At 75.8% G+C, this 19,674-nt stretch carries 17 protein-coding genes, 1 tRNA gene and 1 pseudogene; 8 read left to right on the plus strand and 11 right to left on the minus strand.

Features of this window, described 5'->3' with window-relative positions; genetic code table 11:
• Position 1: 1 nt before the first annotated feature.
• From QRT03_RS30380 to glp, 6 genes are all read right to left on the minus strand, one after another.
• A complete protein-coding gene (locus QRT03_RS30380; RefSeq protein ID WP_286056914.1) occupies positions 2 to 388 on the minus strand; it encodes a roadblock/LC7 domain-containing protein in 387 nt (128 codons plus the stop codon).
• Positions 385 to 4,410, minus strand: a complete 4,026-nt coding sequence (locus QRT03_RS30385; RefSeq protein ID WP_286056915.1) for an MFS transporter — start codon at positions 4,408 to 4,410, stop codon at positions 385 to 387. Before QRT03_RS30385 ends, QRT03_RS30380 begins: the two co-directional genes overlap by 4 nt.
• 120 nt (positions 4,411 to 4,530) lie before the next feature.
• Positions 4,531 to 4,603, minus strand: a tRNA-Ala gene (locus QRT03_RS30390).
• A 137-nt stretch (positions 4,604 to 4,740) separates the two neighbouring features.
• A complete protein-coding gene (gene sepX / locus QRT03_RS30395) occupies positions 4,741 to 5,685 on the minus strand; it encodes a divisome protein SepX/GlpR (protein ID WP_286056916.1) in 945 nt (314 codons plus the stop codon).
• A gap of 262 nt (positions 5,686 to 5,947) precedes the next feature.
• Positions 5,948 to 6,619: a GNAT family N-acetyltransferase gene (locus tag QRT03_RS30400; protein WP_286056917.1), complete on the minus strand. Its 672-nt coding sequence runs from the start codon at positions 6,617 to 6,619 to the stop codon at positions 5,948 to 5,950.
• A gap of 15 nt (positions 6,620 to 6,634) precedes the next feature.
• Entirely contained in the window at positions 6,635 to 7,867 is a 1,233-nt protein-coding gene (gene glp, locus QRT03_RS30405; protein ID WP_286056918.1) for a molybdotransferase-like divisome protein Glp, read from the minus strand.
• Positions 7,868 to 8,005: 138 nt separating this feature from the next.
• Here glp and QRT03_RS30410 point away from each other — a divergent pair, with 138 nt between their 5' ends.
• The 3 genes and pseudogenes from QRT03_RS30410 to QRT03_RS32120 all read left to right on the plus strand — a co-directional run.
• Complete coding sequence (locus tag QRT03_RS30410; RefSeq protein ID WP_286056919.1) at positions 8,006 to 9,361, plus strand: UTP--glucose-1-phosphate uridylyltransferase; 1,356 nt, start codon at positions 8,006 to 8,008, stop codon at positions 9,359 to 9,361.
• Positions 9,362 to 9,368: 7 nt separating this feature from the next.
• Positions 9,369 to 9,968: a 5-formyltetrahydrofolate cyclo-ligase gene (locus tag QRT03_RS30415; protein ID WP_286056920.1), complete on the plus strand. Its 600-nt coding sequence runs from the start codon at positions 9,369 to 9,371 to the stop codon at positions 9,966 to 9,968.
• Between the two features lie 78 nt (positions 9,969 to 10,046).
• Positions 10,047 to 10,190, plus strand: a pseudogene (locus QRT03_RS32120) (FmdB family zinc ribbon protein); the annotation flags it as partial.
• 14 nt (positions 10,191 to 10,204) lie between these two features.
• Here the strand turns inward: QRT03_RS32120 and QRT03_RS32125 are convergent.
• Positions 10,205 to 10,366, minus strand: coding sequence for a hypothetical protein (locus QRT03_RS32125; RefSeq protein WP_345783318.1), 162 nt, complete (start codon positions 10,364 to 10,366; stop codon positions 10,205 to 10,207).
• A 244-nt stretch (positions 10,367 to 10,610) separates the two neighbouring features.
• Entirely contained in the window at positions 10,611 to 11,513 is a 903-nt protein-coding gene (locus QRT03_RS30425; RefSeq protein ID WP_286056922.1) for a DMT family transporter, read from the minus strand.
• 136 nt (positions 11,514 to 11,649) lie between these two features.
• Here QRT03_RS30425 and QRT03_RS30430 point away from each other — a divergent pair, with 136 nt between their 5' ends.
• Positions 11,650 to 12,309, plus strand: coding sequence for an SAF domain-containing protein (locus tag QRT03_RS30430; protein WP_286056923.1), 660 nt, complete (start codon positions 11,650 to 11,652; stop codon positions 12,307 to 12,309).
• Between the two features lie 247 nt (positions 12,310 to 12,556).
• Here the strand turns inward: QRT03_RS30430 and QRT03_RS30435 are convergent, their stop codons facing one another.
• A complete protein-coding gene (locus QRT03_RS30435) occupies positions 12,557 to 13,057 on the minus strand; it encodes a MogA/MoaB family molybdenum cofactor biosynthesis protein (protein WP_286057018.1) in 501 nt (166 codons plus the stop codon).
• Positions 13,058 to 13,145: 88 nt separating this feature from the next.
• Between QRT03_RS30435 and QRT03_RS30440 the strand changes: the two genes are divergently transcribed.
• Complete coding sequence (locus tag QRT03_RS30440; RefSeq protein WP_286056924.1) at positions 13,146 to 14,216, plus strand: NAD-dependent epimerase/dehydratase family protein; 1,071 nt, start codon at positions 13,146 to 13,148, stop codon at positions 14,214 to 14,216.
• Between the two features lie 109 nt (positions 14,217 to 14,325).
• Here QRT03_RS30440 and QRT03_RS30445 read toward each other — a convergent pair whose 3' ends face one another.
• Complete coding sequence (locus QRT03_RS30445; RefSeq protein WP_286056925.1) at positions 14,326 to 15,756, minus strand: hypothetical protein; 1,431 nt, start codon at positions 15,754 to 15,756, stop codon at positions 14,326 to 14,328.
• Positions 15,757 to 15,917: 161 nt separating this feature from the next.
• Between QRT03_RS30445 and QRT03_RS30450 the strand changes: the two genes are divergently transcribed.
• From QRT03_RS30450 to QRT03_RS30460, 3 genes are all read left to right on the plus strand, one after another.
• On the plus strand, positions 15,918 to 16,610 hold the full coding sequence (locus tag QRT03_RS30450; RefSeq protein WP_286056926.1) for a glycosyltransferase family 2 protein: 693 nt from the start codon (positions 15,918 to 15,920) through the stop codon (positions 16,608 to 16,610).
• Between the two features lie 74 nt (positions 16,611 to 16,684).
• A complete protein-coding gene (locus QRT03_RS30455; RefSeq protein WP_286056927.1) occupies positions 16,685 to 17,419 on the plus strand; it encodes a TIGR04282 family arsenosugar biosynthesis glycosyltransferase in 735 nt (244 codons plus the stop codon).
• A gap of 17 nt (positions 17,420 to 17,436) precedes the next feature.
• Complete coding sequence (locus QRT03_RS30460; RefSeq protein ID WP_286056928.1) at positions 17,437 to 18,180, plus strand: class I SAM-dependent methyltransferase; 744 nt, start codon at positions 17,437 to 17,439, stop codon at positions 18,178 to 18,180.
• Positions 18,181 to 18,190: 10 nt separating this feature from the next.
• On the opposite strand, the gene QRT03_RS30465 is transcribed toward QRT03_RS30460, so the two are convergent.
• Positions 18,191 to 19,636, minus strand: coding sequence for a S1C family serine protease (locus QRT03_RS30465; RefSeq protein WP_286056929.1), 1,446 nt, complete (start codon positions 19,634 to 19,636; stop codon positions 18,191 to 18,193).
• Positions 19,637 to 19,674: the final 38 nt, after the last annotated feature.

The following is a 19,674-nucleotide window of genomic DNA, read 5'->3' on the forward strand; positions in this document are numbered from 1 at the left end:
GTCAGGGCCGCGCCGCCGGGCTCAGACCGTGGCCGACCCGGTCGACCAGGAGCGCCATCTCGTAGGAGACCAGCCCCATGTCGCAGCCGGGCGCGGCGAGGACCGCGAGCGAGCTGCCGTCGGACACGGCGGTCACCAGGAACGTGCCGTGGCGCATCTCGACGATCGTCTGGTCCACCGGTCCGCCCTGGAAGACCTTCGCCGCGCCGCCGGTCAGGCTCGCGAGACCGGAGGTGATGGCGGCGAGCTGGTCGGCGCGCTCGGAGGGGACGTGGGCGGAGCGCGCGATCGGCAGGCCGTCGGAGGACACCACGACCGCGTGGGCCACGCCCGGGACGCGGTCGACGAAGTCGGTGACGAGCCAGTCGAGGTCGGTCGGCGCGGTCATGTGGCCTCCTGGTGTCGCTCGGTGCGGGCGCGGGCCCGCCCGGCCTGGAATCCCGCGAAACGGGCGCGGACGGCGTCGGCGGAGCGGTCCCAGGACGCAGAGCGGAGCGGAGCCGGACCGTCGATCTCGGACGTGGCGTTTCCGGCGTTCGCGGCGGGCTCGGCGTCCTCGGCGGGCACCTGCAGGGTGGGCGCGTCGAGGGACTCCGGGGCGCTGCCCGGGACGTAGTTGGCGCCGGGGCTGCGTCGGGGCAGCCCGTCGGCGGTGAGCCCGTCGGCCTGCGGGTCCGCGACGACGGCCGCGGCGGACCGGTTCGGCGTCTCCCGCAGCTCCACGCGGGGTCGCGGGCTCGGGGTGGGGCTCGGCGTCCCGCGCGGCGGGGTCTCGGTGCCGGCGCGGGCCCGGCCCTGCTGCATCCCGGCGTAGCGGTGGCGGACGGCGGTCGGGGTGCGGTCCCAGGCCGCGGCGGGCGCGAGCGGGGCGGACTCGTCGCGCTCGGCCGCCACCCGGTTCGCGCCGGGCCGGCGGCGGGGCAGGCCCTCGGCGGTGGTGCCGTCGGCGGTCGGGGCGAACGGGCGCGTCCCGGTGTCCTGCGGCTGGACGTCCGGCTCACTCGCGGCCGGCCCGCCGAACCAGCCCGCTCCACCGTCGGGAACGGGATCCTGAGGGGAGGATCCGGTGGCCCCGGCGTGCCGAGGGGCCCCCTCACGCGCCGGGGCCGGCTCCGGCGCGGTGGCCGTGACCAGGCGGGACGGGACCGACACGACCGCCGTCACCCCGGCGTCGTCGCCCCGGCGCAGCCGCACCCGCACGCCGAGGCGGGCCGCGAGGCGGGCGACCACGACGATGCCCATGCGCCGCGAGGCGTCCGGGCCGAGGTCGTCGGGCTCGCCCGCGACGGTGAGGCGCTCGTTCAGCGCCTCGAGCTCGCCCTCGGCCAGCCCGATGCCGCGGTCGGCGATCTCGATCAGCGCCGTGCCGTCGCTCAGCACCGTGGCGCCGAGCCGCACCGGCGAGGTGCGCGACGAGAAGGCCGTCGCGTTCTCGATCAGCTCGGCGTGCAGGTGCACCAGGTCGCTCACCGCGTCCTCGGCGACGTAGACGTCGGGGATGCCGCGGACCTCGACGCGCTCGTACTGCTCGACCTCGGACGCCGCCGCGCGCAGCACGTCGAGCAGCGGCATCACCCGGGTCCAGCGCCGTTGCGGTTCCTCCCCGCCCAGCACGAGGAGGTTCTCGCCGTTGCGCCGCATGCGGGTGGCGAGGTGGTCGAGGCGGAACAGGTCGCCGAGGCGCCCCGGGTCGTCCTCGCCGGACTCGAGGTCGTCGATCAGGGTGATCTGCCGCTCGACGAGCGACTGCGTGCGCCGCGAGAGGTTCACGACGAGGGCCCCGGTCGCCCGCCGTCGCCGGGCCTCGGCGGCGGCGAGGCGGACGGCCTCGCGGTGGACCTCGTCGAACGCGGCGGCGACCTCGCCGATCTCGTCGTCGGAGCGCACGTCGATCGGCTCGACGGTGGTGTCCACCCGCGACGGGTCCTCCGAGCCGAGCCGGGTGACCAGGCCGGGCAGCCGGTCGTCGGCCACCTGCAGGGCGCCACGGCGCAGCGCGCGCAGCGGCCGCGTGAGCGACCGGACCACGAGGATCGTCGCCACCAGCACGATGATCACGACGGCGAGGGCGACGAGCCCGGCCACGACGGCGGTGGTGATCTGCCCCGACCGCAGGTCCCGCGCGCGGTCGCCGACCCCGGTGACCACCGACGACTCGACGGTGTGCAGCGCGTCCAGCGTCCCGGACGACGCCGCGTCCCAGCTGCGCGCGGCGGCGGGCCCGCCCGGGGTGGCGCCGGTGGGCAGCACGCCGTCGAGGACGGCCTCGGTCTGGTCGACCTGCGGCCCGGCGACGACGTCGTCGTACGTCTGGGCCTGCGCCTCGGTGGCGGCGGCCCGGAACTGGGCGGTGTACCCGGTCCGGGCCGCGTCGGCGTCGACGAGCGCCTGCGACCCGCCGGGCTCGAAGCCGCCGGCGAGGTAGGCGGCGCCGAGGAGGGCGCGCTCGGTCGCGAGCTCGGCGCGCGCCCGCGAGAGGGCCCCGAGGGCGCGGACCCCGGCGCCGATCTCGGGGTCCGCCGCGGCCTGGCCGACCTCGTCCTCGACGGCGGCGAGGTCGGCGCCGACCGCCGCGTAGCGGGTCACGACGACGCCGGCCGGGACCGCGCTGGACAGGGCCGAGGCCCGCAGCGCGGGGAGGGCGTCGATCCGGAAGAGGGCCTGGTCGAGGCGGGTGCGGGTGGAGGCCGCGGTGCCCGCGTCGGAGGACACCGCATCGGCCCGGCGGCGCAGGTCCGCCGAGGCCACGTCCACGCGGCGCTGGGCGTCGGCCGCCGGCCCGCGCAGGGCCGGAGCGCGGCCGGACGCGACGTAGGCGGCCGCGGTGGCCTGCTCGTCGTCGAGCGCGACCGCGGTGGTGGTGACGGCGGCCGCCAGGTCGGCCTGGGCCGCGACCCGGCCGTACGCGGCGGCCGACCGGACGGCCCCGGTGACTCCGACGACGCCCAGCGCGACCGCGACGACCGTGGGGACCGCGATCAGCGCCACCAGCCGGGTCCGCACGCTGCGCCGCCGCCCGTTCCCGGGTGGCAGCGGAGCGTCGTTGCTGTCATCCAGTGGCAGTGACGCCGCATCGTCACCCGGCGCCCGGGCGGCCCCCGGCGCGTCCGGCCGCACGAAGCGCTCGGTGGCCGGGGCCCCGTCGTCGGGAAGAGGTTCTCCCGACCGTCCGCGCACGAGCACCGCCGCGACGACGGTGATCACCGAGACGACGACGAGGTACGCCGCGATCGCGAGCGACGAGCCCGTGGCGGCGAAGAGCGCCGTCGCGATGATCGGCGCCAGCCCACCGCCGAGGACGGTGCCGAGCTGGTAGCCCAACGACGCCCCCGAGTAGCGGACCCGCGCGGCGAACAGCTCGGTGTAGAGCGCGGCGAGCGGGCCGTACATCGCGCCGAGGACGAGGTGCGCGACGGCGAGGGCGACGACCAGGCCGGGAGTCCCCGCGTGGTCGATGAGCAGGAACGCGGGGACGGCCCAGACCAGCGACGCGATCGCGGCCGTGAGGTAGACCCGCCGTCGTCCGAACCGGTCGGACAGCGTCGCCCCGCCGACGATCCCGGGGATCTGGAACGCCTGGGTGACGGTGAGGACCAGCAGGGCGGTGGTGCGCGGGGTGCCGAGCTCGGCGGGGAGGTAGCTCAGCAGGTAGGTGACGTACACCCACAGGCTCGCGCTGGCGGCGACGAACAGACCGGCGGCCAGCAGGACGGTGCCGAAGGAGTGCCGCAGGACCTCGACCACCGGGGCCCGGGGCGGCGCCTCGCGGGTGGTGAACGCGGGCGACTCCTCGATCCGGCGCTGCAGCACCAGGCCGAGCCCGACGACCAGGATGCTGACCAGGAACGGGATGCGCCAGCCCCAGTCGGCGAAGGCCGCGGCCGGCATCACGGCGGCGACCAGGAAGAACAGCCCGCTGGAGACGATCCCGCCGATCGGGGAGCCGAGCTGGGCGATGCTGCCCCAGAAGCCCCGTCGTCCGGCCGGGGCGCTCTCGGTGAGCAGCAGCACCGACCCCGCCCACTGCCCGCCGAGCGCGAGCCCCTGCACGAGGCGCAGCACGACCAGGATCACCGGGGCGGCCACACCGATCGTCGCGTAGCCCGGGAGCAGGCCGACCAGGACGCTCGCGACGCCCATCGCGATCGTCGACCCGGCCAGGGCCGCACGGCGTCCCGCGCGGTCGCCGATGCGGCCGAAGAGGATGCCCCCGAGCGGGCGGGCGACGAAGGCGAGGGCGAACGTCGCGAAGCTGGCGAGCGTCTGGCCGGTGGCGCCGAGCGGGGAGAAGAACGCCGGGCCCAGCACGACGGCGGAGGCGGTCGCGTAGAGGAAGAAGTCGTACCACTCGACCGACGAGGCAGCCGTGCACAGCGAGGCGAGGCGACCCATCGGTCGGGAGGCGGACATCGTGTCGGAGGCTAACCAGATTCGCCCGATCGGCAACCCGGGCTGGTCCGTCCGGGGCGCGAACACGGCAGACATGGAACGACCCCCGCCGGAGTCCCGGCGGGGGTCGTCGTCCCTGGGTGGAGCTGAGGGGAATCGAACCCCTGACCTACTCGATGCGAACGAGTCGCGCTACCAACTGCGCCACAGCCCCGACGTGGTCGAACTCTACGCCACCGCCCCGGCCGCGGGATCACCCGGGGGCGCGGCGGTGATCCTGCCGTCGGGAGGACTCCTCGACGCCGCCGTCGGGGGAGAGCGGCAGCGGCGGGGTCCTCCCGACGGCGGGTCTCAGGCGCCCCGGCGGTAGGCGTGGACGCGGCGGGCGTCCTCGAGGTCGGCCAGGTCGCAGAAGGCGGGGTCGTCCTCGGTGTCGCCGACGAGCTCGGTGCCCTCGGGCACGTCCGGTGCGGGCGTGCGCGGCGCGATCCAGCGGGGCTCGGGGACGTCCAGCTCGTCGAGGTCGCGGTCGTCGTCGCCGTGCCGGGCCTCGGGGAGGTCGGGGACCTCGTACTCGCCGGACTCGTAGCGGCCCCAGTGCTCGACCGACGCGAGCCGCTCCTCGTGCTCGACCTGCCGCTCCCGGCGCGCCTCGATCGCGCGGCGTTCGCCGGAGAGCCGCGCGGACCGGCGACGACGGAGCTCGTCCTCGATCCGCGTCTGGCGGCGCAGGAAGACGAGGTAGCCGGCAAGCCCCACCACGGTCGCCGCGACCAGCCACCACAGCGTCGTCGAGACCACCAGCGCGGCGAGCGCGGCGAGCACCGCCACGGCGATGAGACCGAGCGCGACCCGCTGGCGGAACGCGTAGCGGGCGTGGGCCGCCGCCTCCGCCGCCTCCGCGTCGAAGCCGCCGCGGCCGGGCCGGTAGGCCCGCGGGCGGTACTCCGTCTCCTCGTCGGCCAGGTCGTCCTCGTACGCGTCGTCGTACGCCTCCGGCTCGAGGTCGTCGTCGACCTCCGGGGCCCGGCGCGCGCGGTCGAGGACGCGGCCCTCCGGGGCCGGCTCCACCTCGTCGCGCTCCACCTCGTGGACGGCCTCGTCCGTGCTGGTCATCGTGACCTCCTCATCCCCCGTCACAGCGCCGCCCGACGACCGCTCCGGGCGGGTGAGCACCCGCGCGCTCAGGTCGGCGTCGGCCGGCCGCGGCACCATCTGGCGCCGGCGGGCGACGACCGGGACGAGCACCGCGAGCCACGCGACCACCAGCGCGGCGAAGACCAATGAACTCGGCACCCGTCCACCTCCCCGACCCGTGAACCCGTCCTCCAGCCGCTCGCCACGCTAGTCACACGAGTCCCATCCGCCCCGCAGATCCGACGGCGTGTCGTGTGCGAACCGTGACCATCACCCTCCAGTGAGGGACGCGTTCGCCGGGGTCCGCGAGCCCGTGACCACTCGACGGGATGGTCAAACCCGGAAGCAGCTCGGCCATGTGGGTGGTCAAGCGCCGGTCGAGCGTCGTGACGGCCCGTCAGCGCTGCGGAGGAGCCGCAGGTCAGGCGCGCTCGGCCCGGCCGGCGCGCAGCAGCCGGCCCACGAGGCCGTCGGGCAGCACGTCCTCCGCGGTCACCGCGAGCACCACGTGGTCGCGCCAGTCGCCGTCCACCTCGAGGTAGCGCTTGAGGAGCCCCTCCTCGCGGAACCCGAGCTTCGCGAGCACCCGCAGGCTCGCCACGTTCTCCGGGCGCACGGTCGCCTCGACGCGGTGCAGCCCGACGCGGGAGAAGCAGTGGTCGACCGCGAGGGCGACCGCGGCCGTCGTCGCACCCTTGCCCGCGTGCTCCTCGGCGACCCAGTAGCCGACGTAGGCCGAGAGCAGGGGTTCACGGACGATGTTCCCGACGACGACCTGGCCGGCGAAGCGGCCGTCCACGGTCAGCGCGTAGGGCAGCGCCGTCCCCGCCCGACCCATCGCGCGCAGCGTGCCCCAGCGCCCAGGCCACTCGGCGAGGGCGTTGTGGTCCGCCCAGCGGCCGGGGGGCATGGGCTCCCACGGCGTCAGGTAGGCCTCGTCGCGCAGCCGCAGCCGCGACCACTCGCGGCCGTCCCGGAACCGCACCGGGCGCAGCGTCACGACCCCGGCGGGCACCCGCAGCGCGCGCAACCGGTCCGGCCATCCGGGGTGCCGGCCGGTGGGCCTGGCGCCTCCCCAGATCGGCGATCCCACGCCGGTCAGTGTGCGCTAGCGGGGGGACAGGAACGCCACCCGGACCGGGGTGTCCAGCCCGGCGTCCGTGGTGTCCTCGTCGAGCACGATGAGCGCGTTCGCCTCGGCCAGCGAGGACAGCAGGTGCGAACCCGCCGTCCCGAGGGGCTGGGCGAGGTAGTCGCCGGTGGAGCGGTCGCGCAGCAGCCGGCCGCGGACGTAACTGCGACGGCCGGGACGCGAGGCCACCGGCGAGAGCAGGCGGGCGGTGACCTCCCGGCGGTGCAGCTCCGGGCGGCCGAGCGCGAGCCGGATCAGCGGGCGGACGAGGATCTCGAAGACCACCAGTCCCGACGTCGGGTTCGCGGGCAGCAGGAAGGTGGGGACCTCGTCGGGTCCGAGACGCCCGAAGCCCTGCACGCTGCCGGGGTGCATCGCCACCCGGCTGGTGTCCACCGGGCCGAGCTCGGCGAGCTCGGCGGCGACCGCCTCGCCGTGCGCGCCGCCGACCGCGCCGGCCACCAGCACCACCTCGGACATCCCGAGGCGGGCCTCGACGGCCTCGCGGACGATCCCCGCGTCGGCGCCGACGATCCCGACCCGCGTCACCTCCGCGCCCGCGTCGCGCGCGGCCGCGGCGAGCGCGTAGGAGTTCACGTCCACGATCTGGCCCGGGCCGGGCGTGCGGTCGACGTCGACGAGTTCGTCGCCGACCGCGATCACCGACACCCGCGGCCGCGGGTGGACCAGCACCTTCGTCCGGCCGACCGCGGCCAGCAGCCCGACCTGCGCGGGGCCGACCACGACGCCCCGGCGCACGGCCACGTCGCCCGGCGCGACGTCCTCCCCGGTGCGGCGGACGTACTCGGCGCTCGCGACCGGGCGCTTGACGGTGACCCGGGCACGGCTCGACGGGCCCGCGTCGTCGGTGTGGTCGTGCGGGGCGACGGCGTCGGCGAGCGTGGGCAGCGGGGCGCCGGTGGCCACCCGGACGGCCTGCTTCGGGCTGAGCCGGTGCGCCTGGCGCGAACCGGCCGCGACCTCGCCGACCACGGGCAGCTCGACCGGTTCCACGTCGGCGGCGCGCACGTCGACCGCGCGCACGGCGAACCCGTCGACGGCGGCCTGGTCGAACCCGGGCAGCGCCCGGTCGGCCACGACCTCCTCGGCGCACAGCAGCCCCTGGGCCTCCGAGATGGCGACCCGGATCGGGGACGGGCGCACGGCGGCGTCGAGCACCCGTCGCAGCTGGGCATCCACGGTCCTCACGGACCCATAGTCCCCCGGAGGAGGGCCGGAGCAGGGTAACGACGCACCCTCTCCGGCGTGTCGGACCCCTTCGCTAGCCTCGGCGTCACCCCCTCGGACCGCCACCGTGGACCATCCACCCCGAGTACCGGAGAGCGCATGACCAGCGAGCACCCCGCCGTCGAGAAGCTCGAGAAGGCCGGGGCGCACCCCATGGAGGTCGCGGCGTTCCGCCGTCGCCTCCAGCAGCTGGCCGACCCGGACGCGGGCAAGGTGCCCGGGGACGAGCTCTCGCCGGTCGAGCCGCTGCCGCGCCTGGAGGACCTCCCCGAGCCCGACGCGGGCACCACGCGCGCGGTGCTGGACCGGCTCGCCGTCGTGAAGCTGAACGGGGGGCTGGGCACGTCGATGGGCCTGGAGGGGCCGAAGTCGACGCTGGAGATCAAGCCGGGTCAGAGCTTCCTCGACGTCATCGCCCGCCAGACGCTCGCGCTGCGGGCCTCGACCGGCGCGCGGCTGCCGCTGCTGCTCATGGACTCCCCCACCACGCGCCCGCCGTCGCTGGAGCGGCTCGCGGCCCACGACGGCCTGGCCGACCAGGGCCTGCCGCTGGACTTCCTGCAGGGGATCGAGCCGAAGCTCGACGCGGAGTCGTGGGAGCCGGTGGAGTGGCCGGCGAACCCCGAGCTGGAGTGGTGCCCGCCCGGGCACGGCGACATCTACACCGCGCTGGCCGCGAGCGGGATCGCCGCGGCGCTGCTCGAGGCCGGTGTGCGCTGGTGCTTCGTCTCCAACGCCGACAACCTCGGCGCCCGCCCCGACCCGCGGATCGCCGCATGGCTCGCCGAGCACGAGGTGCCGTTCCTGCTCGAGGTGGTGCGCGGGACGGAGTCGGACCGCAAGGGCGGGCACCTCGCGATGCGCGGCGACAAGCTCGTGCTGCGCGAGTCCGCGCAGGTCCCCGACGGCGACCCCTCGTTCGGCGACCTCACGCGCTGGCACTACTTCAACACCAACAACATCTGGTTCGACCTGCAGGCGATCACCGCGCTGCAGGAGGCCGACCCGGCCGCCCCGGAGCTGCCGCTGATCGTCAACCGCAAGACCGTCGACCCCACCGACAAGGGGTCGGTGAAGGTGATCCAGCTGGAGACGGCGATGGGCGCGGCGGTGTCGTCGATCGACGGGGCCGGGGCGCTTGAGGTACCGCGCACCCGATTCGCGCCGGTGAAGACGACCGACGACCTGCTCGTCGCCCGCTCGGACCTCTGGGAGCTGCGCGACGACGGGACGATGGTGCCGCACTTCGACGCCCAGCCCCCCGTGGTCTCGCTCGACAAGGCCCACTTCGGGATGCTGGCCGACTTCGAGGCCCGCTTCCCGGCCGGCGCGCCGTCGCTGATCGACGCCGAGCGGCTCGAGGTGCGCGGGGACGTCACGTTCACGGGCCCGACCACGGTGCGCGGCGCGGTCGTGCTCGAGGGGCCGGCGGAGGTGTCCGGGACGGTGGAGTGATGTCGCCGTGAGCCCCACCAAGGCCGAGCTGCGCACGCAGCTCCTCACCCGTCGTCGGGAACGCCCCGACGCCGCCCGCTGGCAGGACGCCGCGAACCTGGCCGCGGCGCTGCCGGGGGTGCTCGACTCGCTGGGCACCGATCCGCGGCGGCCGGTGTGCCTGTACGTGCCGGTGCGCGCGGAACCCGGTGCGGCCCCGAACGGCGCGCTGCCGATGCTGGACGCGGCCGTCGCGATCGGGCGGCGGGTGCTGTTGCCGGTGGTGGTCGGGGACGCGCCCCTGGACTGGGCGGGGTTCACCGACCGCGGCGACCTGCAGGCCGGCCCGCACGGCCTGCTGGAGCCGTCCGGACGCCGGGTCGGGCCGGGCGCGATCGCGGACGCCTCCGTGGTCGTCGTCCCCGCACTCGCCGCCGCACCCGACGGGGTGCGGCTCGGGCGGGGCGGCGGGCACTACGACCGCTCGCTGCCGCTGGCCTCGCCGTCGGCGGTGATCGTGGCGGTGGTCGGGGACACCGAGCTGCTGCCCGACCTGCCCGTCGAGCCGCACGACGTCCGGGTCCACGCGGTGTGGCGCCCGTCGACCGGTCTGATCGGAACAGCCTGAGGTGTGGCGTTGTTGGCACTCGCAGTGGGTGAGTGCCAGTTACACTCGCCGCGACCCCCCGGGTGAAGACAGGAGCGCGTGTTGCCCACCTACCCCTACGCCTGCACCGAGTGCGACCACCGGTTCGAGCAGGTCCAGGCGTTCACCGACCCGTCGCTGACCGAGTGCCCGGTGTGCGGCGGACGGCTCCGCAAGGTCTTCTCCTCGGTCGGCATCGTGTTCAAGGGCAGCGGCTTCTACCGCAACGACAGCCGGTCCGGGTCGTCCTCGTCGAGCTCGTCCTCGGAGTCGTCCTCGTCCGAGTCGAAGTCCTCGGAGTCCGCGGGCTCGTCGTCCTCGTCGTCCGAGTCGAAGTCGTCGGACTCGGGGTCGTCCTCGAAGTCCGAGTCGTCGTCCACGTCGGCCTCGACGTCGGGCAGCTCGTCCGGCTCGGGATCGTCGTCGGCGCCGGCGAAGAGCAGCGCCTGAGGAGAGTGGTCCGGGTCGACGACCCCGAGTCACCGACCCGGACCTCCACGAAGCGCGACCCGCTCCCCAGCGGTCGATGGCCTCGTGCCTCGTACAACGAGAGACGCGCCCGTTCGTCGCGCGTTGCCTCGAATCAGGTTTGGATCGGATGTCTCACTCGTTCGAGTGAACGACCTACACGACGCGTCGCCCCGACGGGTCCTTGCTCGTCCGGGAGGCGGTCGGGGTGCCTTCCTGCGCCGCGAGAACCGGGGACCGCGCCAGGAGGAAGACACCCACGGTGAGCAGGCCGGTCCCGATCACGCCGCCGAGCAGCCACCAGCCGCCCGCGATCTCCTCGCCGAGCAGCCCGGTGCCCCACAGGAACGCGAGGATCGGGTTGCCGAGGGTCAGTCCGGGCTGGCTCGCGAGCAACCGGCCGGCGCGCAGCCCGCTCTGCAACGTCCAGAACGCGACGGGTCCGACCGGTATCAACAGGTAGCTCTGCCAGGTGGCCAGGACCTCCGGGATCCCGCCCACGGCGAGCGCGTCGGCCATCGCCTTGATGATGACGGCGACGAACCCGGACCCGATCCCGGCGGCGATGCCGAAGAAGGCCGCCTTCCCGACGGCGCGCGAGGTCCGCGCGATCCACACGGACACCGTGAGCGCGACGAGGGTGACCAGCGTGCCGAGGATCCAGCGCAGGTTCCCGGCCGCGAGGGCGTCCCCGCCGTGCGGGCGCAGCGTCGCGAGCAGGACCACCAGCCCGATGCTCATCAGGGCCACCGCGGACCACTCGTAGGCGCGCAGCGCCCCGCCGAGGATCCACCACCCGACCAGCAGCGTGAACGGCAGTTCCATCACCAGCACCGGCTGCACGAGCGAGATGGAGCCGAGCTGCAGCGCGAGCACCTGGCAGACGACCGCCCCGCCGAAGATCACGATGCCGAAGAGCCACGGCGGGCGACGCACCATGTCGCGGAACGACCCGGCGGAGCGACCCCGCTGTCGGGCGCTGTCCTGCGCGGCCTTGCGCTGCAGCGTGAGGGCCAGGGCGTTGCCCAGACAGGCCATGAGGACGAGCACCACGGCCATTCGGGTGCAGCCCCTTCGCGCGTCCGGCGGTTGACGTTGACCCCGGTCATCCACGACCGGTGCCGTCACCGCCCATTGTCCACAGGCCGTGATCGTCCCGCCCGGTGGGTGCGTTCTCGGCCCTAACGTCGGGTTCGTGAGGTCAGGGCGACGGGTGGGCGGCTCCGTGGTGCGGCGGGTGCGGCGGGTGCGGCTGCCCGTGGGCTGGCGGCGTGCGGTGCTGCTGCGCCGGGTGGCGGCCGGGGTGCTGGCCGTGCTCGCGGTGGTGGTCGGTGTCCTCGGGGCGGCGTCGCCGGAGGTGGCCGGGTCGCCCGTCGTCGTGGCGAACCGCGATCTCGTACCCGGGCCGGAGCTGGTCGCGGAGGATGTCGCGGTGGTCAGCCGGCCGCCCGGGACTGTGCCGGTCGGGGCGCTGGCCGGGCCGGACGCGGCCGTCGGCGGCCGGCTCGTCGGTGGGGTCCGCGCCGGTGAGGTGCTCACCGACGTGCGGATGCTCGGCCCGGAGTCCGCCCGCGCGTCGGCCGGTGCGCCGGACGCCGCCGGGGTGCCGCTGCGCCTCGCCGACCCGGCCCTCGCCGGACTCGTCCGGCCCGGTGCCGTCGTGGACGTGGTCGGCGGGGCCCGCTCCGGGCGCGACGGCGGGGCGGTGCTCGCGTCCGGCGCCCGCGTCCTCGCCGTGCTGCCCGGGGAGGACCGCTCGACCAGCCCCGTCGTCGTGGTGGCCCTGCCCGGCCCGGTCGCCGCCCGCGTGGCCGCGGCGACGATCGGTCAGGAGGTCACGCTGACGCTGCGGTGAGGGTCGATCCCCGCGAGTGCGACACCGCGCAGGTCCCGGGGCCTCCGGACCTGCCCACGTCGCACTCGGCGGGCCCGTGGAGGTCAGGCGCGGTCGTGGTGCGGCGGGCGCTCGTCGGCGTAGGCGTCCCGCGGGGCCTCGCGGGCCCGGTCGGCGTCGTCGCGCTCGTCGGAGCTGGCCGCCGTCGTCGGACCGAAGAGGGCCTCGCGGGCCCTACGTCGGGCCGTCTCCGCGCGGTCCGGGCCGGTCAGTTCTCCTCCAGGCCGGAGAGCTCGGCGATGACGTGCGCGATGAGCGGGGTCAGGGTCGCCATGCCGTCGCGCACGGCCGCGCGCGAGGAGGCGAGGTTGACCACCAGCGTCGACCCCGAGACGCCGACGAGCCCGCGCGAGAGTCCCGCGTCGACGGCTCCGGCGGCCAGCCCGGAGGAACGGATCGCCTCGGCGATGCCCGGGATCGGCCGGTCGAGCACACCGGCGGTGGCGTCCGCGGTGACGGCGCGCGGCGACACGCCCGTGCCGCCGACCGTGATCACGACGTCCACCCCGCCGATGACGGCCGTGTTCAGCGCGTTGCGGATCGCGACCGACTCGCCGGGCACCACGATCGTGCCGTCCACGACCAGCCCGGCCTCGCCGAGCAGCTCGGTGACCAGCGGACCGGTCGTGTCGGTGACCTCACCCGTCGAGATGCGGTCGTCGACGATGACGACGAGCGCCCGACCGAGCAGGTCGTCGCCGCCGCCCATGGGACCGTTCTCGATCGACACGGTCGCCTGCGGGTGCTCCATACCCCAGACCTTAGCCGCGCCCCGGCGAACGCCTACCGTGACCGCCGTGCGCGTCCTCCTCACCGGCGGTGCCGGGTTCATCGGCTCCGCGATCGCCGACCTGCTCGCCGAGCGCGGCCACACCCCGGTGCTGCTCGACGCCCTCCTCCCGCAGGCCCACGCCGAGGGCAAGGCGCCGGAGTGGGCGGACCGCTACGAGCTCGTGCGCGGCGACGTCCGCGACGCCGACCTGCTCGACCGCCTCCTGCCCGACGTCGACGCCGTCTGCCACCAGGCCGCGATGGTCGGGCACGGCGTGGACCCGAACGACGCACCCGCGTTCGCCGAGAACAACGACGTCGCCACCGCCGTCCTCCTCGCCGCGATGTACCGCTCCGGGCACCGGAGGCTGGTGATGGCGAGCTCGATGGTCGTCTACGGCGAGGGCCGCTACTCCTGCCCGGAGCACGGCGTGCAACCGCCGCCCGCACGCACGCAGGCCGACGTCGACGCGGGGCGCTACGACCTCCCGTGCCCGGTCTGCGGTCGCGACCTGCAGGGCGAGCTCATCCCCGAGGACGCCGCCCTCGAACCGCGGTCGACCTACGCCGCGACGAAGCTCGCCCAGGAGCACCTCGCCGTCGCCTGGTCCCGCGCGACCGGCGGTCGCGTGTACGCGATGCGCTACCACAACGTGTACGGCCCGCGGATGCCGCAGAACACGCCGTACGCCGGGGTCGCGTCGATCTTCCGCTCGTCGCTCGAGCGAGGCGAGGCCCCGCAGGTCATGGAGGACGGTCGGCAGCGCCGCGACTTCGTGCACGTCAGCGACGTCGCCGCCGTGAACGTCGCCGCCCTCGAGGCCGCCGAGGACACCACCCCCGCCGGCACGTGCACGCCGCTCAACGTCTGCTCGGGCGAGGTCCGCACCATCGCCGACCTCGCCGGCCAGCTCGCCGAGGCGATGGACGGCCCGGCCCCGGAGATCGTCGGCGGCGCCCGCCCCGGCGACGTCCGCCACGTCACCGCCGACCCTGCGCGGGCCGCCGATCTCCTCGGCTTCCGCGCACAGGTGACCTTCGCCGACGGCATCACGCGCTTCGCCACGGATCCCCTGCGCGCGGCGATCCGTTCCTGACGGCGGATCCGGGCCCCGCGATCCCGAGCGAACGGCACTCTCGCTCGCGTAGAAGCTGCGAGAGTGCCGTTCGTTCCGGAGGCGGGGGCCTGAATCCTGGCGCGGCGACCTACCAGGTCGTGAGCAGCAGGCTGTTCACCAGCAGCGCGAGGACCGCCTGCGCCGCGAGCCACCACCGCGCGGAGCGGACCGGCAGCAGCGCGCACGCCAGGACCAGCCACGTCCCGAACGGCAGCCAGATGCGTTCCACCTCGGACTTCGACAGCCCCGAGAGGTCGGCGACCGCGATCGCGACGAGGGCCGCCGCGACCAGGGCGAGCAGGGCCACCGGTGCGCGCCGCGGCCACCACACCGTGCGCCGCAGCCCCGCCACGACGGCGGGCCCGAGCGCCAGGAGCAGGGCCGCGAGGTTCGCCCACACCCAGTAGCGGTACGGCCGGAGCAGGCCGTACTCGCCGACCTGGTAGTAGCGCAGCTTGACCTGCGTGTACCCGTCGAACCAGAAGAACCCGCCGAGGTGGAACAGGCCGACCACGACCAGCACCCCCACCGCGGCGACGGCGAGCGGCCACCACCGGCGCACGAGCACCGCGACCGCCACCGGCAGCAGGCCCGCCGCGGCCAGCCCGTAGGACAGGAAGAGCGACGCGCCGAAGACCAGCCCGGCGAGCAGGCACAGCAGCGATCCGCCCACCCCGCGCCGCACCGCGCCGAGGGCGAAGAACGCGACCGCCCAGGCGAACACGGCGGCGAACAGGCCGTCGGCCGAGACCCCGACCCACACCGCGCCGGGGAACAGCACGCCGAAGGGGATGTACCGCCGCGCGATCGCCCGGCCGGCCTCGGAGGCCGACCGCAGGTCCGACTGCGACCCCCACCGCAGCCCGCCCAGCGCCCCGATCGTCACCGCGACGGCCACCGACGCCGACGCACCGACGAACAGCGTGACCAGCCCGGCCGGCTCCCCGCCGACCCCGAACAGGTCGGCGATCCAGACGTAGACCAGCGTCGCGAGCGGCGGGTGCCCGGAGGAGTGCGTGACCAGGGTGTCCGGGGTCATCCCGACGATCCGGTCCGCGAAGGTCGTCAGGAACGGCACCAGGCCCGGGTAGCGGTCGACCTCGACCAGGTACTCCGTCGGCGTGGTCAGCCGGTCGACGATCCCGACCTGGTAGCCGTCGATCAGCGCCAGCGAGAACGTCCACGCGGCCGCGGCGAGGTAGGTGACCGCCAGCAGGGCGCCCCAGCGCAGGCGGGCGGCGAGCGTGGGCCCGAACGTCACGACCAGGACCGCGACGACGACGGCCGCCACCCCGCCGCGGGCGAAGTGCGGCATCCACTCGGCCAGGACCGGCGGCCACCCCACGAGGATCGGGACACCCGCGTCGATGCGGTTCCACCCGTACAGCGCCGACGCCGCCACGAGCGCGCAGCCCAGGGCGACGGCGACGAGGTCGCCCCGCAGCCGGGGACCGCGACGCTCCGGCGTCCCGGGGACCTCGTCGTCCTGCGGGCGCGTCGGCCCGAGCACCGTGCTCATCGCCACGCAGAGTACGAAGCCGACGTCTGTCCGCGGTGAGCAGGGCCCGCACGGCGGGACGAGGTGACCCGAACGGCGGGAACTCACGTCGGCTTCACGGTGGACCTGGGGAAGTCAACCCCGTTGTGCGCGTTCGGAAGCGACCTCATAGCGTGACCACGGTGAGCGGTCGTGTCGATGTCGTTCTCCCGTGCCTCGACGAGGTCGAGGCCCTCCCCGCGGTGCTCGACGCGCTGCCGGAGGGGTTCGACGCGGTCGTGGCGGACAACGGCTCCACGGACGGCACCCCGGAGCTGGCGGAACGCCGGGGCGCGCTCGTCGTCCACGAGGCCCGCAAGGGCTACGGCGCCGCCGTCCACGCCGGGCTCGAGGCGAGTCGCACGGAGGTCGTCGCCACCATCGACGCCGACGGGTCCCTCGATCCGGCCGAGCTGCCGGCGATGGTCCGGATGCTCCTGGACACCGACGCGGACCTGGTCGTCGGTCGGCGCGTCCCGGCCTCCCGCGGGGTCTGGCCGTGGCACGCACGGATGAGCAACCTCGTGCTGTCCGGGCTGATGCGGGTCCAGGGCGTGGGGGTGCGCGACATCGCGCCGGTGCGCGTGGCCCGCCGGCAGGCCCTGCTCGACCTCGGGATCACCGACCGCGCCTTCGGCTACCCGCTCGAACTGCTCATCCGCGCCGGCGCGGCCGGCTGGACCATCCGCGAGGTCGACGTCGCCTACCGGCCCCGGGGCGGCGGCCGGTCGAAGGTCTCCGGCTCGGTGCGCGGCACCGCACGAGCGGTCCGGGACATGACGAAGGCCCTCGCCCGCACCCGCGCGCACGGCGCGTCGATCCGGGTGAACCGATGACGCGCCCGGCTGCGAACGCGTCGATCATGCAGGACGACGTGGCAGGGGCGAGCGGAGCGACGGGAAATCGCTCTGTGGCGAGCGGAGCGACGGGGAACGCCGCGGTCGCCCGGGTGGTGCTGGTGCTGGCGAAGGCACCGGTGCCCGGGCGCGCGAAGACCCGGCTCACCCCGCCTGCGACGCCGGAGGGCGCGGCGGGGATCGCTGCGGCGGCCCTCCTCGACACCCTCGACGCCGCGGCGGCCGTCCCGAACGCCCGCGTCGTGGTCGCCCTCGAGGGCGACCTCGCCGACGCCGTCCGTGGGGACGAGATCGCCGCGGCCGTGGCCGGGCACACCGTCGTCCGGCAGCGCGGCGACTCGCTCGGCGAGCGCATCGAGGCCGCGCACGCCGACACCGCGGCGCTCTACCCGGGTGCCGCGACCGTGCAGGTCGGCATGGACACCCCGCAGCTGGACGCGGCCCGGCTCGACGCGGCCCTGCGGCACGTCCAGACCTCCGCGCTGGCCGCGTTCGGGGTCGCCCACGACGGTGGTTGGTGGGCCATGGCCCTGCGCGACCCCCGCCGGGCCGCCATCATCGCCGGCATCCCGACCTCCCGCGACGACACCGGCGCCCGCACCCTCGCCGCGCTGCACGACGCCCTGGGCGCCGACGCGGTGGCCGAACTCGACGCCCTGTCGGACGTGGACACCGCCGCCGACGCCGCCGCGGTGGCCGCCCTCGCGCCGCACGGCCGCTTCGCCCGTGCGGTCGAGGAGTTCCTCGGACCCGTGACCACCGGTGCAGTCGGAGGGACCCGCCCGTGACGTCATCGATCAGCCCCATGACCGAGCCGTTCGCCGTCGTGGACGCCGCCCGCGAACGTCTCGCCGACGGGCCCGCCGTCACCGCGACCGTGTTCGACGCCGCCCTCGCCGGCTTCTCCCACCGCCTCGTGCGCACCGACGGCGTGGTGCTGCCGCTGGCCGTGCAGCGCTGGCAGGACGACGCGGACGACCTGGACGCCTGGCTCCTGGAGCGATGTTCGGGCGCGACCCTGGACCTCGGCTGCGGCCCGGGCCGCCTCGTCGTCGCGCTCACCGACCGCGGGATCCCGGCCCTCGGCGTCGACGTCTCGGTGCAGGCCATCCAGCGGTGCCTGCAGCGCGGGGCGGCCGTGCTGCACCGGGACGCCTTCGAACGGCTGCCCGGCGAGGGCCGGTGGCAGCACGTGGTGCTCGCGGACGGCAACATCGGCATCGGCGGCGACCCGGTGGCCCTGCTGCGCCGGTGCCGCGACCTGCTCACCGACGGCGGGACCGTGCTGCTCGAGCTGGAGCCCGGGGCGGGGCTCTGGCGGGGGGCTGCGCACCTCGAGCGCGACGACGTCGACGAGAGCGGGGAGCACACCGACGCGCCGCACACCCGCTTCCCCTGGGCCGTGCTCGGGCCCGAGGCGATCGACGAGGTGGCCGAGGCCGCCGGGCTGCGGGTGAGCGAGCGTTCGTGGGACGACTCGGGCCGGCTCGGACCCGTCGTCGAGCGGATCCTCCCCGACGGGCGTGCGTTCGTCGTGCTGTCCCGCTGATTCCCCGGGATCAGCGCCCGCCGATCACCCGGCTGCCCAGCGTCACCTGCACCTGACGAGGTGCTCCCCCGCCGGAGCTCACGGTCAGCGTGACGACCTGCCCCGGCGCGCTCGACTGCACCGCCGCGACCAGCGCGTTGGCGTCCTCGACGGCGCGGTCGTCGACCCGGGTCACCAGGTCCCCGGCCTGCAGCCCGGCCGACCCGGCCGGTGACCCCGGCGTCACGCTCGCGACGGTGGCGCCGCGCGCCCCGCCGTCGGTGACCTGCACCCCGATGATCGCCTGCGTGGCCCGGCCGGTCTCGACGAGTTCCGTCGCGATGCGCCGCGCGTGGTTCATCGGGATCGCGAACCCCAGCCCGATCGACCCGCCCTCCTGGCCCGCTCCCCCGCCGGTCACGCTGGCGATCGCGGTGTTGATGCCCACGACGCGGCCCTGGGCGTCGGCCAGCGGCCCGCCCGAGTTGCCGGGGTTGATCGCGGCGTCGGTCTGGATCGCGTCGAGCGTGCTCTCCTGGCCCGCACCGGATCCGCCCGCGGCGACCGGGCGGCGCAGCGCCGAGACGATGCCGGTCGTCACGGTCCCGGACAGCCCCAGCGGCGAGCCGACCGCGACGACGGCCTGTCCCTGGCGGAGCTGGGTCGAGTCGCCCAGCGTGGCCGGGCGCAGGTTCGACACCCCGGTCGCGCGCACCACCGCGATGTCGGCGGCCGGCGCGGTGCCGACCAGCGACACCGGCGCCGCCGACCCGTCGGCGAACACCGCCTGCAGCCCCCCGCTGCGGCCGGCGGCGAGCACGTGGTTGTTCGTCATGATCAGGCCGTCGGCGGAGATGACCACGCCGGAGCCGGCGCCCGACGACCCGATGATCTGCACGGTGCTCGGGAGCACCGTCGCCGCGATCGCCTCGACGGACCCGGCGGGTGCGGGCGGGAGCGGGTCCGAGGAGCCGACCGCTCCCAGCGACGTGCCGGAGGACGACGACGTGAACAGCGCGCCCGCGATCGCCCCGCCGACCAGCCCGGCGACCAGCGCCACCAGCGCGACGAGCACGAGACCGGTGCGTCCGACGGCTCCGGCGCCGGCGAGGAGGCCGCGGCGGCGTCCCTCCGGAGGCGGCGGCTGCCCCGGCCCGGGCGTGCCCCAGCCGGCCCCGCTGTCGGCGGGGAACCCGCCGGGCGGCGTCGGGGTCATTCCCGACGCCGGGTCGGGGCGGCCCCAGCCGTACGGCGACGACTCGCCCCCGGACGCCCCGAACGGCGCCCCCGACCAGGAGCGGGGGGCCTCGGGCGCCGGAGCCGCGGTGCCCGCCCGGTCCGCCTCGTCGGTCCACCGCACACCCGCGCCCCGGTACCCGGTGCCCAGACCGGGCCGCTCGATCGTCGCCGGGTCGTCGCCGACCCCCGGGGCCCCGACGCGGTCCGGCTCGTCGTCCCGACGGGGCGTCTCGCTCATGCCCGCCAGCCTTCCTCATCGGGAGGCGCCGGGCCCGC

The sequence above is a fragment of the Actinomycetospora termitidis genome (genome assembly GCF_030286555.1).
Lineage (GTDB): Bacteria > Actinomycetota > Actinomycetes > Mycobacteriales > Pseudonocardiaceae > Actinomycetospora > Actinomycetospora termitidis.

Bases quoted from the DNA above. Each gene is read 5' to 3' on its own strand.
- QRT03_RS30380 (WP_286056914.1), bottom strand. From the start codon at position 388: ATGACCGCGCCGACCGACCTCGACTGGCTCGTCACCGACTTCGTCGAC.
- QRT03_RS30460 (WP_286056928.1), top strand. From the start codon at position 17,437: ATGACCGAGCCGTTCGCCGTCGTGGACGCCGCCCGCGAACGTCTCGCC.
- QRT03_RS30425 (WP_286056922.1), bottom strand. From the start codon at position 11,513: ATGGCCGTGGTGCTCGTCCTCATGGCCTGTCTGGGCAACGCCCTGGCC.
- QRT03_RS30445 (WP_286056925.1), bottom strand. From the start codon at position 15,756: ATGAGCACGGTGCTCGGGCCGACGCGCCCGCAGGACGACGAGGTCCCC.
- QRT03_RS30385 (WP_286056915.1), bottom strand. From the start codon at position 4,410: ATGTCCGCCTCCCGACCGATGGGTCGCCTCGCCTCGCTGTGCACGGCT.
- QRT03_RS30410 (WP_286056919.1), top strand. From the start codon at position 8,006: ATGACCAGCGAGCACCCCGCCGTCGAGAAGCTCGAGAAGGCCGGGGCG.
- QRT03_RS30435 (WP_286057018.1), bottom strand. From the start codon at position 13,057: ATGGGCGGCGGCGACGACCTGCTCGGTCGGGCGCTCGTCGTCATCGTC.
- QRT03_RS30465 (WP_286056929.1), bottom strand. From the start codon at position 19,636: ATGAGCGAGACGCCCCGTCGGGACGACGAGCCGGACCGCGTCGGGGCC.